Origin of the sequence: Candidatus Methylomicrobium oryzae (assembly GCF_016745425.1) — a bacterium.
Lineage (GTDB): Bacteria > Pseudomonadota > Gammaproteobacteria > Methylococcales > Methylomonadaceae > Methylomicrobium > Methylomicrobium oryzae.
This window is the reverse complement of the sequence record NZ_JAERVK010000022.1, coordinates 28,232-40,663: the sequence shown is the minus strand read 5'-3', so window position 1 is coordinate 40,663 and position 12,432 is coordinate 28,232. Positions and strand designations below refer to the sequence as shown.

The following is a 12,432-nucleotide window of genomic DNA, read 5'->3' as shown; positions in this document are numbered from 1 at the left end:
AACCCACTCTTTCCCCCCTATTCCTGACGGCCTTGCTTTGCCTCCTCCGTTTTACTCAGCAATTGCGCTTGCACTTTGAGCCGATCCATTTCCAGTTCGCGCTTTAGCTCTGCTTCGGTTGGCAGGTAAGGCAGGTATTTGGCCGCAAACAGCTGTTCACTGTCGGTCAGCACCGAATATTTCACGACCGCTTCGCTTTTCTGGCTGCACAGGATCAGGCCGATCGTGGGATTATCATCGGCAGCCCGTTGCTGTTGGTCGTAAATGCGAACATAGCTGTCCATCTGGCCGACGTCCTGGTGGGTCAGCTTGCCCAGCTTCAAGTCGATCAGTAAAAAGCATTTCAGTTTGAAATGATAGAACACCAGGTCGATGTAAAAATCCTGATCTTCGGTGCGAATGCGCTGTTGCCGGGCCACAAATGCGAAGCCTTTACCGAGTTCTAGCAAAAAGGCCTGCAGGTTGTCGAGCAGGCCCTGTTCCAGATCGGATTCCAAAAGCCGTTGGTTGGGCAGATTCAGGAAGTCGAGGATATAAGGATCGCGGAGATAATCCTTGGCGGACAACGCCGGTTGTTCCATCTCGGCAATTTTTTGTTCCGCTTCGGCCTGAACCGCCGCTTTATCCTGGCTGGACAGTAGGCGCTCGTAATAGAGCTTGCTGATTTGCCGATCCAGTGAGCGGACACTCCAGTGCTGCTGAATCGCTTCCTGTTGATACCAGCTTCGGGCATTGGTGTTTTCGACGCGCGCTAAGATATTGTAATGCGACCAACTCAATTCGAGAGACACCGTCTCCCGAATCGGAAACATCAAATAAAAGCGCCGCATATTGCGCAAGTTGGTGGCATCAAAGCCTTTGCCGAATTGCCGGGTCAGTTGTTCGGAAAGCACCTCCAGTTGGCGTTTGCCATAGGCCGCACGGGCTTGCCCCTGCTGTTCATGTTCGACAATGAGCCGGCCGATATGCCAGTAGCAGTGCACCATTGCACTGTTCACGGCCAGCTGCACCTGCTGCCTAGATTGCTGGATAATAGCGGCGATCTCGCTAAAAAGCGGAGCCAATTCCTGGGCAACCGCTGAAGGGATGTTTGAAGAGATCATGGTCTGGGAATCCTGGATGTGCAGCGCCGAGAGGGCTCGGTCATTGATCTGAATCCCGTAGGGTACGGATCTTATAGGCTACGCCGATGCGCTTTGGCGCGGATTGGCGGCGCTTAAGCGCTTTTTGCACATGCTTAAGTGCTTCCTCTTCATTGTTAACTACCGTCACGATAGTCCGTCCTTTGGCGCCAATTCGTCCGTAAGTCGTTTCGACGACCCAATTCCCAAAGAGATCCTGGCCATAAGCAATCGAATAAGCGCGGTGGACATTGTGGGTAGGATCTCGAGCTTCGAGATAGGCAACCGGTGTAATCATTGGCTGTTCTCCATAATTCCTCCCCTGCCCCCTGGCATATGCCGGTACAGAGTAGAAGGAGCGACCTTGAGCCGCTTGGCCACCTCTTCCATTGTAATCTCCGGATCGGACAACATCGCTTTGGCTGCTGTGAGGTCTTTCGCGTCCAAGGCCGGGGGACGGCCCCCTTTTTTACCTCGGGCACGGGCAGCCTCTAGGCCGGCTTTGGTGCGTTCGCGGATGATCGAGCGTTCAAATTCGGCCAGGGCACCGAACACATGAAACACCAATTTGCCGCCAGCGGTCGTGGTGTCAATCGCTTCGGTCAGTGAACGGAGCCCAATACTCCGGCTTTCCAGTAGCTCTACCGTTTCGATCAGTTGCTTCAGCGAACGGGCCAGACGGTCCAGTTTCCAGACTACCAGGCTGTCCCCTGCCCTGAGATAGTCCAGCGCGGCCAACAGCTCCGGACGATCACGCTGGGCACCGGAGGCTTTTTCGACAAATAGCTTTTCACAGCCTGCCGCCTTCAGCGCGTCAAGCTGTAGATCTGGATTTTGGTCTTGCGTGGAAACACGGGCATAACCGACAAGCATAACACCTCCGAAAACTCATCCGCAGTATGAGTTATTCAGAGATAAGTTTCAAGTGAGAGTTATAAGAATTGGAGGGATAACCGAAAGTGAGCGTTTGTCAGGAGGTCACTTTGAGGGTGAAACGTTGATCCCTATCTCTCAAAAACGGGGATATACGGGTGGGAATGGGGCAATGATTAATTAATCTCTTTATAGACCTAAAATGATCAGAAACTCTGACATGGAGAAGCATTATGACGAACGGTAGCTATTCAGGACATGAAAAAGCCACATGCCTATAAACATCGCCCCGACAAATACATAGCTTCCGTTTAGTCCATAGATCAGTCCAGAAATGGCGGGACCGGGACAAATTCCCGCCAGTCCCCAGCCGATTCCAAACAGGGTGGCGCCGGTAAGCAAGCGCTTATCGATCCGGCTGGGCGGCGGTGCTTGAAAATTGTCCGTGCAGATCGGCTTGACGCGCTTCAAAATAAGCCATTGCAACGGTATCAAGGTGGCGAGCGCGCCCGTCATCACCAGTAGCAAACTGGGATCCCAATCCCCGGCCACATCCAGAAAACCGAGCACTTTTTCAGGATTGATCATTTGCGAGACATACAGTCCCAGCCCGAACAGAGTCCCACAGAGTAACGCAGATAGCGCGGCCGCCATACGCTCACTCCCCGGCGCCGAGCAGATGACGCACAATGTAAACGGTCATGCCGGCACTGAGCATAAAGGTCAAGGTGGCCGCCAGCGACCGTAGCGAAAACCGCGCCAGACCGCAAATGCCATGACCACTGGTGCAGCCGCTGCCGAGACTCGTACCGTAACCTACCAGCAGCCCCGCGAGCGCCATTAAAGGTAACGAACCGTTGACTTCGATGTTAACGGGCAGCCAGTCAGTCTTGCTGATCCAGAGCGGCCCCAGCAAAAGCCCTGCCAAAAAACACAGCCGCCAGACCGGATCAGGACATTCGGGCGATAACAAGCCCCCCACAATCCCGGAAATACCGGCACGCCGCCCGTTCAGGAATAAAAACAGGGCGCTAGCAAGGCCGATCAATAATCCGCCTGCCAGCGCCGAATAAGGCGTAAAGTGGCTCATAAATTATGCTCTGATGAATCAAAAGTGTCTGGACCAGGCCAACTGAAAAGAATACTGCTCCATCTCCAGTTCGATGTTCTGGCTAGGACTCAGAGGGTTCGGCCCTTTGACCGAATTGCTCGGCGAATACATGAACGCAAAGCTGACTTCATCCTTGTCGGCGATCGCGCGGCTAAAGCCGGTGGTCAAATGCCATTCCTGCACGCCCGGCGCCAAGATATTAAATAATACCTCAGACTCTGGAATCGGCTGCTCGCCATAGCTCAAGCCGGCGCGTAAGGTCCAATCCGTATTGGGCCGCCATTCAGTGCCAAACTTGAAAATGGTCATGTCCTTCCAGCCGAAACCGGGCCCGCCTGAATCACCCAGCCGCTTGGTCAGCAGATTGGGAAGCATGGGGTTGCCGACCGAGTCGATCTGGCTGTAGCGGATATGTTCGACGTCGAAGCTGGTGGTGATCTGCTCCGTGACATCCCAGGCCAGACCGAAGTTAAAGCTTTCGGGAATGTCAAATTCGCCCTGATTCGCAAACAGCCCCGCATAGTCGTCCAATTCGGTCATGGTGATGCGGCTTTTGTAGGAGGCTCCGAATCGCAGTCCCGGCGTCAATTCGGCCAAGCCGCCGACCCGGACGCCGCCCCCGAAAGAATAATCATAGCCCTGGTTGGACAGATGCTCGGGATCGCTCGAAAACGGCGCGAATGAACTCAAACCGCGCGCCTTGAAACGCTGGATCGCAAAGATCGGCGCGATACCGAGCGATAACTTACCGTCCCAGAAGGTGTGGGCATAGCTCGGCACGATAAACGCTTGGGCCTTATCGATCCCGGTGGTGCCCGCGCAGAAGGTGCCGCTGCCGCCCGGGAAGGGACATAAGGGATTCGGCGTCGCTACATAATCGGTATTCATACCGCCATTCCCGTACAGGGTCAGACCAATCGCCTGCTGATCGTCAATCCGGTAATTTCCCCCAATCGCCGGCACCGGAAACCACTCGCTGTCGCTTTCGACCGTACCGTTATTGAGTGGAAATGCGCCCGGCGCCAATGTCGGCGTGCCGTCCACCGTATAGTGGCGACGCGGACTGAACAATTCGATTTCCGCATCCAGCCGGTCGCCAAGATAGGCAATGCTGGCCGGATTGATCGCGGCCGCGAACGCATCGAGCGGCCTCGCCGTGCTGGCCCCGGCCAGGGCTTTGCTGCGGGCACCATAACCGTGCGCAAAATAGCCGTTAGTCGCTTCCGATACAACTGGCATACCCCCTAAAATAGCCAGCGCTATGGTGGTTCGGCAGACATGTTTCAAAATCATCACAGCGCTCTCCCTCTCGTTTTCCCGATAACGTAAATGAAAAACGATGGTAGCGAATTCAGGATTTAGACTAAAACAACATTATCAGATTCTAATATCGCTTTATTCGAAATAGTGAATGATTTTTTAATGTTTCGTTAGTCTATTCTCCGCATCAGCGTATAGAGCACCGGAATCACGATTAAGGTCAGCAGCATCGCCGAAAATACGCCGCCGACCATCGGCGCGGCCAGCCGCTTCATCACATCGGCGCCGACTCCGCTCGACCACATCACCGGAAACAGCCCGAGGATATTCGCCAAGGCGGTCATCGACACCGGCCGGATCCGTTCCATCGCCCCTTCGGCCACCGCGTCCAACAGGTCCGGCAGGGTTTTCAAGGCGCCCGCTTCGGACCGCCGCTTGCAGGCTTCATCCAGATAGGCCAGCATCACCGCGCTGGTTTCGGCCGCGACCCCGGCCAACGCGATCAACCCGACCCAGACCGCGATGCTCATGTTATAGCCGAGCAGCGCCAGATACCCGATCCCACCGACCAGCGCAAACGGCACGCCGAGCATGACCAGCAGCGTTTCGGCGACCGACTTGAAGGTGAAATAAAACAACACAAAAATGATCCCCAAGGTCAGCGGCACGAAGATCTTCAAACGTTCCTGTACCCGCTGCATGAATTCGTACTGGCCCGACCAAGCCAAGGTATAACCGGCCGGCAGCTCAACCTTTTCGCTGACCGCGCGTTTTAGATCTTCGACATAGCCGCCCACGTCGCGCTCGCCCATGTCGACATAGACATAACCCGACAGCATGCCGTCCTCGTCACGGATCATCGCAGGTCCCGAGACCAGTTTAAGGTCGGCCAGTTGCGCGATCGGCACCTGCGCTCCGCCCGGCGTCGCGACCGGGATTCGCCCAAGCTTGTCGATATCATCCCGGGTTTCGCGCAGGTAGCGTACATTCACCGGATAGCGCTCGCGGCCCTCGATCGTGGTCGTGAAGCTCTCGCCGCCGATCGCCGATTCGATGATCCGGCCGACGTCCATCACGGTCAGGCCGTAGCGGGCGATCTCTTCGCGCTTGATGTCGAAATCGACGAAATAGCCCCCCGAGACCCGCTCGGCATAGGCGCTGCGGGTGCCGGGCACCTCCTTCGCGACCATTTCGATACTTTTGCCGATCGACTCGATCGTTTTCAGGTCCGGGCCGAAGATCTTGACGCCGACCGGCGTCCGGACCCCGGTCGTCAGCATATCGACCCGGGCCTTGATCGGCATGGTCCAGGCATTGGTTACGCCCGGAAACTGCAAGGCGTGATCCATCTCTTCGATCAGTTGCTCATAGGTCACGCCCGCCCGCCATTTCTCCTTCGGCTGCAGTTGCACGACCACTTCCATCATCGAGAACGGCGCGGGGTCGGTCGAGGTTTCGGCGCGTCCGGCCTTGCCAAAGACCCGCTCGACTTCCGGAAAAGCCTTCAACTTGCGGTCCATCTGCTGCAGGAGCCTGCCGGCTTCGGTCACCGAAATGCCGGGAAACGTGGTCGGCATGTATAGGATCGTGCCTTCATACAACGGCGGCATGAACTCCGATCCCAACTTCAAGTAGGCCGGAATGATCGATAAGGTCGTGCCAATCGTCAACACGACCACCGCGATCCGATGCCGAAGCGCCCAGCCGAGCACCGGCCGGTACAGACGCTGTAACAGCCGAGTCACCGGATGCCGTTGCTCCGGGATAATGCGGCCCCGAATCAGATACGTCATCAGCGCCGGGATCAGCGTAATCGCGAGTAAGGCGCTGACTGCAATCGACAGGTTCTTGGTGTACGCCAACGGCTTGAACAGGCGGCCTTCCTGGGCTTCGAGCGTGAACACCGGCATGAACGCAATCGCGATCACCAACAGCGAGGCGAAGATCGGCGGACCGACTTCCTTCGCCGATTCGATCAGAATCCGGTTCCGATCACCTTGATGTCTGTTTTTGTCCCACTCTTCGAGGCGCCGATGCGCGTTGTCGACCATCACGATCGAGGCATCGACCATGTCGCCGACCGCGACGATAATCCCGCCGATCGACATGATGTTCATGCTCAAACCCATGAAATACATCGGAATGAACGCGATCAATACCGCTAAGGGCAGTGTAATGATCGGAATCAACGCGGACCTGAAATGCAGCAGAAATCCGATGATCAACACGCTGACCACGATCAATTCTTCGAGCAGATTTTCCTGCCCGGTCGCGATCGCTTCCCGGATCAGGTCGCTGCGATCATAGGTCGTGATGATCTTGATGCCTTTCGGCAATGATGGCTCGATCTCTTTAAGCTTGGCCTTGATCCTTCCGATCACCTGCGGGGTATCTTCCTGGAAGCGCATCACCACGATCCCGCCGACCGTTTCGCCTTGTCCATCGAGCTCGACAATACCCCGGCGCATGTCCGGCCCGAGCGTCACCGTCGCGACATCGCGCAACAGAACCGGCGTGCCTTTCGCACTGACGCCGACCGCGATCTGCTCGATGTCGGCAGTCGTTTTGAGATAGCCATGCCCCCGGATCATGTATTCGATCCCGGAAAACTCGACGATCCGGCCGCCGACATCGAGATTGTTCATCCGGATCCGCTCGATGATCTCGGCCAAGCCGAGCTTGTAGCCCAACACTTTCGCCGGATCGAGGTTGATCTGGTATTGACGCACGAAGCCACCGATGCTGGCCACTTCGGCGACCCCATCCAGCGCGCGCAGCCAGTACCGCAAATACCAGTCCTGAAAGGAGCGCAGTTCGGCCAGGCTGTGCGTGCCGCTTTCATCCACCAACGCATACTGGAACACCCAGCCCACCGCCGTCGCGTCGGGACCGAGCTGCGGCGCGACGCCTTCCGGCAGCTTGCCGGTCAACTGGTTCATGTATTCGAGCACCCGCGAGCGCGCCCAATAAATGTCGGTGCCGTCTTTGAACAGCACATAGACATACGAATAGCCGAAATCGGAAAAGCCGCGCACCACCGTCACGTTCGGGGCGGAGAGCAACGCGGTCACGATCGGATAGGTAATCTGATCTTCGACCAAGTCCGGCGAACGTCCCATCCAGGGCGTATAGATGATCACCTGGGTATCGGAAATGTCCGGCAGTGCGTCGATCGGGGTATTTTTGAATGCCCATAATCCACCCATCGCCAGCGCGAAAACCAGCAGAAACACAATGAAGCGGTTTTTAGCGCTGAATTCGATGATGGCTTCGACCATGCTGGCCTCTCCGTTATTTCAGCTGCTCGATCCGTTGCCGAGCCGCTTCGCCGAACGCGGTATCCGCTTCCTTTTCACAGAGGCGTTCCAGCGTCGCCAAGCTTTTGGCATTCAACAGCGCGATCGCCTGCAGTCGCACAGAAGGGTAATGCGCCCTGAGCGCCGCCAGTTCCCGAAGGTAGGCATTGGATTCGTTCAACAACCGGAGCAGGACTCTTTCCGGGTCGCCGGTGAAAAGATCGCGGACCAGGTTATCATAATGCTCTTGTTCCCGAAGTACGTCGCGGGGATCGGCTCTGGGCGGTTCGGTGGGATCGTGGCAGCAGGAACTCATGGGATGACTCCAGGTGATTGTAATGGCTCAGTTTGTATTCAGACTCATCGTCAAGTCTGCTGTATTTTATGAGAAAATTCAGTGTTTCATCCCCGCCATGCCGCCGACCGCCGACTTTAACTGACTCTCGGAATCGAGCAGGAAGTTCGCCGAAGTGACGATGTGTTCGCCTTCCTGCAGGCCCTCGACGATTTCGACCCAATCGCCGCCGCGCAGTCCGATCTTGACGTTGCGCCACTCCAGCTGGCCGTCGCCATGGTGGATGAAAATGATTTGGCGTTCGCCGGATTCCAGCACCGCATCCTTCGAAACGGCCAGCCGTTCCCCGAGCGGCACGGCAAGTTCGACATTGGCATACATGCCTGGCTTCAACAACTCCTTCGGATTGTCCAGTTCGAAACGGACCTTGGCAGTACGGGTCTCAGGATCGACGGTCGGATAAACGAAAGCAATACGCCCGGTAAAGACCGTTTGCGGGGCGTAAGACAGGCTAACCTGTGCGGTTTGACCGGTCTGGATCAGCGGCAATTCGTATTCGTAGATGTCGGCCAACACCCAGATTTTCGACAAATCGGCAATCGTGTACAGCATATCGCCGGGCATCACCCGCATGCCGGCCACCGCCGTTTTTTCAATCACGGTGCCGCTTAAGGGGGCATGGAAAGGCAAGGTCTTCAAGACCTTGCCGGTGCGTTCCAGATCCCGGATGTGATAATCGGCGATATCCCACAACTGAAGGCGGCGGCGCGACACCTCGAGGATGCTGCGCGCCCCTTCCGCGACCTCGGGAAATTCACTGGTTCCTAATGTCTTCGCGGCGCGCACTGCCAACAGATATTCTTCCTGGGTGGCGACGAGCTCCGGACTGTACAGAGTGAACAACAGCTGGCCTTTTTTGACTTTCTGCCCGGTCGTATTCACATAAAGCTGATCGATCCAGCCTTCCAGTTTGATATTCACGCGCGCCAACCGGCGCTCATCCGTTTCGACGCGACCGACCGTGCGGATCGTTTTGTTGACGGCGTGTCGATGGGCTTCCTCGAACTTGACGCCGATCGATTGCAGACGTTCCGGGCTGACCGTCATCGTATTCATACCGTTGCCTATCGTATGCCCCCCATGCGCCGAATGCTCTTGGGCTTCGGCATAAGCACTGGAGGCGAACAATAGCGCTATCAGTACGCCACTGCGCATGAAAAAATGGGTACTCTTCATGGCTGTTCTCCAATGATCGCTTCGAGTCTCGCCAGCGCCTTCTCGTGCTCGACCATTTCGCCGTGCAATTCGATTTCGTTTTCCTGCAAGGTCAGCAAACTGTTCAGCAGAGTCAGAAAGTCGACCTTGCCGACCGCATAACCGGCCTGCGCCGAAGCCAGCGTCAGACGGGCCTGCGGAATGATCGCTTCGCCGAGCAGCTTGACTAATTGCTCCGCCCGTTCGGACTGCGCGACATTGTCCTTGATCCGAAACAACAGCTCCTGCCGGATCGATTGCAAATCCTCGACGGCCGCTTCCCGACCGGCTTGCGCCTCGCGCACGGCTTGACGTTGCTTGGTTTGAAAATACAGCGGCACTTCAACGCTCAGCATCACCTGATAGCCGCTTTTACCGGTCGGCTCTTCGCGCAGCCCCACCGCGCCGACCTCGAAGTTCGGATAATAGTCGCGCTGCGCCAGTTCGACCGCCTTGCCGCCGCGCTCCACGCCCTTCGCGCGTTGCAGCAAGAGCGGCGCCGATTGATCCAGCAGCGCATTCAATTCGTCCAATTGATGTTTTAATGGCGTCATCCGAATCGCTTCGGGCGTGCCCAATGGATCGGCAGGCGGCAGGTTCAATAACCGGTTGATCTCCGCGTGCAGCGACTGTTTCTTTTGCTCCAGGGTCGCCAGGCGGGCCAGCAGCCGCGAGATTTCCGCCTGCGCCCGAAATACATCCTGCTGCGCGCCTTGGCCGACCCCATAACGGGCTTCGGCGGTGGCTTCGAATTGGACCAGCAGGCGCTGGGTATTCTCCAAGACCGCTTCGGACTGGTGGATGAAATGCAGGTCGAAATAGGCCTGCTTGAGTGCCGCGATCACCTGCAACGCGATCGCCAGATAATCCTGTTCGCTGATGTCCGCCTCGCTCGCCGCGACTTCGCCGCGCAGGCGCAGTTTGCCCGGAAACGGCAACGCCTGACTGAAACCATACATGGTTTCACGCATCTCCAATTCTTTATACCCCAGGTTAATTCTAGGATCAGGCAAGGTCTGCGCCTGCGGGATCCGGGCTTTGGCCGCGTCCCAGCGCCGTTCGGCCGCCTGGATGTCGGGGTTGTATTTCGCCGCCTGCTGGATCAGAGCCTGCAAGGATAAACGAGGCTCTTCGGCGTGGACCGGCAACACCAGGCAAACCGCCAATAGCGTCACTTTCCCTAAAACGTCGTTCCGATCTCGCCTGCTCATCACCTGGAGTACTCTATTGGCTGTTAATCCGCCTGGCTAGCCTACTTTTCCGGTTTCCGAGTGAGGGTCTTCGAACGGAATCCGAAAGTTTGCTGGAAATAAGATGGGATTGTACGCCAGCGGCGGCAATAATCGAACAGGATATGTCAGCCTGGCAAGCCGGCAAGAGTTGCCAGCGCCCCTAGAATCCCTGAGAAGGACTTATAGGCAACCCTGCCGGTTCCTTACGGCTAAGGCCTATTGAGAAGGTCATGCGCGCACCAAAAAAGAAAAAACAATGCGTCATCATGGTGCAACAGCCGCTCCTGGAGTTAATTACCACGGCTGGGTTTTTCGTAATTTGTTGAACTCTACGAAAAGTTATTGCGGAATCAATCGCTTTCAGCTAGGCTAAGCGCTTAAAGCAGGCTGGCAGGATGCACCTGCTTGGTGCGCTCCGAGGGATTGTAGGAGCGCGCCCGGTATGGTCGTCGCGTTATGGTTGTGTCGCCATGGCTCGATGCGCTTCGGCCATGCCGCGATTGGCGGTGACCGCGTTTTCATAGGCATTGATCAGCATTTGGCAATGTTGCTCAAAAAGAGGCCCTTGTCTTCCATACTTGTAACTCTTCGCCTGGTAGTCCGCGAGCAGTTTTTTGTGCTCATCGACTTTCGCCTGCATTTCATCAGCCACCTCATCATAATGTTTGGCCAAGGCCTGATGATCGGCCTGGGTCGTAGCGTTTTGCACCGCTTGGCTCATGTCCATCGGATGCGTCTTCATTTCGCTACAGGCAACCAATACGCCGAATAACAGAACTAAAAGAATGAGCGCTTTATTTTTCATCGCAATACTCCAAAGGATTAACAAGGATTGTTAAATAAATCCAGCTTTAAGCAATATTCATACCATTATCCAGAAACCTCGCGCGATCCTTATCTCAAATGACTTTGATTTGGGTCCGTTGATCTTAGCAAGGAAACGGGGCGGCGCGTTAAAAAATTGGAAATTGGTCTATAAATTTAAGAATACGATCATCGAGTTCGGTAAGGAAATTTATTCTAAAACGCTAGCAAAGGCTTTTATAGGGAACTGATTTGATTGGGGTTGCGGCACTTTTGACTTCGGGCCTGACATTCTTCTCCGGCTTTGGACTCGGCACTCCCAAGATGCTGGTGTTCACCTTATTTTTTCCGGTTCCGGCCTATTGAAAGATAGCGTTCGTGGCGACAGGATCTGCCTCGACGATCCTGGTGGTTGCGGCTCGGTTGGTGGTATGCGGCATTGGGGTCATTGCCAACAATTCGCCCAATCTCAGCCACTGATATAGTCTCAAAAACGGCCATTTTAAGCAGCACAAACGACTTTTGATATTTTGTGCAATCGACTTCTGAAAATGACAAACGGGATAGTAAAAAATTTTGCGATCGAAGCAGGCTCATAAACAGGAAGCCAAAAAGCCCGGGCGATCATGATTCTGATCACGGGATAACCGTTTAAAATCTGCACGCCCGGTTAAATTTGATCATCAATGAGAATGAGTCGCTAGCCCTCATTCTTTCTCTTTCCTCAAAATCTTTCCCTGAGTATCCAGTTCAAGCTCAATTTCCTTGCCCGCGGTGACGATTTCTACTTCATAGCCCGTCATAGTGTCGTCGGGTTTCAGGATTTTTTCGACCTCCTTGATTTTGGCCTTCGGATAGGCCTTGCGAATCGCGTCCGCTACAGACTCCGGTAGCGCTTCTGCCTCGATTTCCTCTTCTTTCTGGAGCAGCGTACCGTTAGCGCTGTACAGCACTTCATGTTCCTTGTGGTTCGTCTTGAATTCCACCTCATAGGCAGCGTTACCATTGAACATTTCCTCTTCGAACTCGACGTCCTTCATATTCGGGTAGGCTTTTTCAAAGGCGTCGAGCACCGCTTTAGGCACCTGGCTTTTGTGTAATGCTTTTTCCTCGGCATTCACCTGGCCGAAGACCATCCAAGAGGCGGCCATAGCCGCAATAACCCATGCTTCCGTTTTCATACATC

General features: G+C 55.4%; 12 protein-coding genes. All 12 read right to left on the bottom strand.

Features of this window, described 5'->3' with window-relative positions:
• Positions 1–17: 17 nt before the first annotated feature.
• Positions 18–1,103 carry a PDDEXK nuclease domain-containing protein gene (locus tag JJL52_RS19525; protein WP_202054188.1) on the bottom strand — a complete coding sequence of 362 codons (1,086 nt, stop codon included), beginning with the start codon at positions 1,101–1,103 and terminating at the stop codon, positions 18–20.
• Positions 1,104–1,143: 40 nt separating this feature from the next.
• Positions 1,144–1,419 (bottom strand): WGR domain-containing protein, encoded by a 276-nt coding sequence (locus JJL52_RS19520; RefSeq protein ID WP_202054187.1) that lies wholly within the window; start codon positions 1,417–1,419, stop codon positions 1,144–1,146.
• Positions 1,416–1,994, bottom strand: coding sequence for a recombinase family protein (locus JJL52_RS19515; RefSeq protein WP_202054186.1), 579 nt, complete (start codon positions 1,992–1,994; stop codon positions 1,416–1,418). Before JJL52_RS19515 ends, JJL52_RS19520 begins: the two co-directional genes overlap by 4 nt.
• A gap of 231 nt (positions 1,995–2,225) precedes the next feature.
• Complete coding sequence (locus JJL52_RS19510) at positions 2,226–2,648, bottom strand: DUF6691 family protein (RefSeq protein ID WP_202054185.1); 423 nt, start codon at positions 2,646–2,648, stop codon at positions 2,226–2,228.
• A 4-nt stretch (positions 2,649–2,652) separates the two neighbouring features.
• On the bottom strand, positions 2,653–3,084 hold the full coding sequence (locus JJL52_RS19505) for a YeeE/YedE family protein (RefSeq protein WP_202054184.1): 432 nt from the start codon (positions 3,082–3,084) through the stop codon (positions 2,653–2,655).
• A gap of 18 nt (positions 3,085–3,102) precedes the next feature.
• Complete coding sequence (locus JJL52_RS19500) at positions 3,103–4,398, bottom strand: OmpP1/FadL family transporter (protein WP_202054221.1); 1,296 nt, start codon at positions 4,396–4,398, stop codon at positions 3,103–3,105.
• A gap of 137 nt (positions 4,399–4,535) precedes the next feature.
• The gene (locus JJL52_RS19495) at positions 4,536–7,643 is read right to left on the bottom strand and encodes an efflux RND transporter permease subunit (RefSeq protein ID WP_202054183.1); all 3,108 of its coding nucleotides are present in this window, start codon (positions 7,641–7,643) and stop codon (positions 4,536–4,538) included.
• Positions 7,644–7,656: 13 nt separating this feature from the next.
• Positions 7,657–7,977 carry a hypothetical protein gene (locus tag JJL52_RS19490; protein ID WP_202054182.1) on the bottom strand — a complete coding sequence of 107 codons (321 nt, stop codon included), beginning with the start codon at positions 7,975–7,977 and terminating at the stop codon, positions 7,657–7,659.
• Positions 7,978–8,055: 78 nt separating this feature from the next.
• On the bottom strand, positions 8,056–9,192 hold the full coding sequence (locus JJL52_RS19485; protein WP_236994381.1) for an efflux RND transporter periplasmic adaptor subunit: 1,137 nt from the start codon (positions 9,190–9,192) through the stop codon (positions 8,056–8,058).
• Entirely contained in the window at positions 9,189–10,421 is a 1,233-nt protein-coding gene (locus JJL52_RS19480; protein WP_202054181.1) for a TolC family protein, read from the bottom strand. The genes JJL52_RS19485 and JJL52_RS19480 overlap by 4 nt, the downstream gene beginning before the upstream one ends.
• Positions 10,422–10,896: 475 nt before the next feature.
• On the bottom strand, positions 10,897–11,247 hold the full coding sequence (locus JJL52_RS19475) for a hypothetical protein (protein WP_202054180.1): 351 nt from the start codon (positions 11,245–11,247) through the stop codon (positions 10,897–10,899).
• A gap of 706 nt (positions 11,248–11,953) precedes the next feature.
• Positions 11,954–12,427, bottom strand: a complete 474-nt coding sequence (locus JJL52_RS19470; protein ID WP_202054179.1) for a PepSY-like domain-containing protein — start codon at positions 12,425–12,427, stop codon at positions 11,954–11,956.
• Positions 12,428–12,432 lie beyond the last annotated feature (5 nt).

Coding starts and splice junctions, on each gene's coding strand:
- JJL52_RS19475 (WP_202054180.1), bottom strand. CDS start 11,247: ATGAAAAATAAAGCGCTCATTCTTTTAGTTCTGTTATTCGGCGTATTG.
- JJL52_RS19495 (WP_202054183.1), bottom strand. CDS start 7,643: ATGGTCGAAGCCATCATCGAATTCAGCGCTAAAAACCGCTTCATTGTG.
- JJL52_RS19485 (WP_236994381.1), bottom strand. CDS start 9,192: ATGAAGAGTACCCATTTTTTCATGCGCAGTGGCGTACTGATAGCGCTA.
- JJL52_RS19470 (WP_202054179.1), bottom strand. CDS start 12,427: ATGAAAACGGAAGCATGGGTTATTGCGGCTATGGCCGCCTCTTGGATG.
- JJL52_RS19520 (WP_202054187.1), bottom strand. CDS start 1,419: ATGATTACACCGGTTGCCTATCTCGAAGCTCGAGATCCTACCCACAAT.
- JJL52_RS19515 (WP_202054186.1), bottom strand. CDS start 1,994: ATGCTTGTCGGTTATGCCCGTGTTTCCACGCAAGACCAAAATCCAGAT.
- JJL52_RS19505 (WP_202054184.1), bottom strand. CDS start 3,084: ATGAGCCACTTTACGCCTTATTCGGCGCTGGCAGGCGGATTATTGATC.
- JJL52_RS19510 (WP_202054185.1), bottom strand. CDS start 2,648: ATGGCGGCCGCGCTATCTGCGTTACTCTGTGGGACTCTGTTCGGGCTG.
- JJL52_RS19500 (WP_202054221.1), bottom strand. CDS start 4,398: ATGATTTTGAAACATGTCTGCCGAACCACCATAGCGCTGGCTATTTTA.
- JJL52_RS19490 (WP_202054182.1), bottom strand. CDS start 7,977: ATGAGTTCCTGCTGCCACGATCCCACCGAACCGCCCAGAGCCGATCCC.
- JJL52_RS19480 (WP_202054181.1), bottom strand. CDS start 10,421: ATGAGCAGGCGAGATCGGAACGACGTTTTAGGGAAAGTGACGCTATTG.
- JJL52_RS19525 (WP_202054188.1), bottom strand. CDS start 1,103: ATGATCTCTTCAAACATCCCTTCAGCGGTTGCCCAGGAATTGGCTCCG.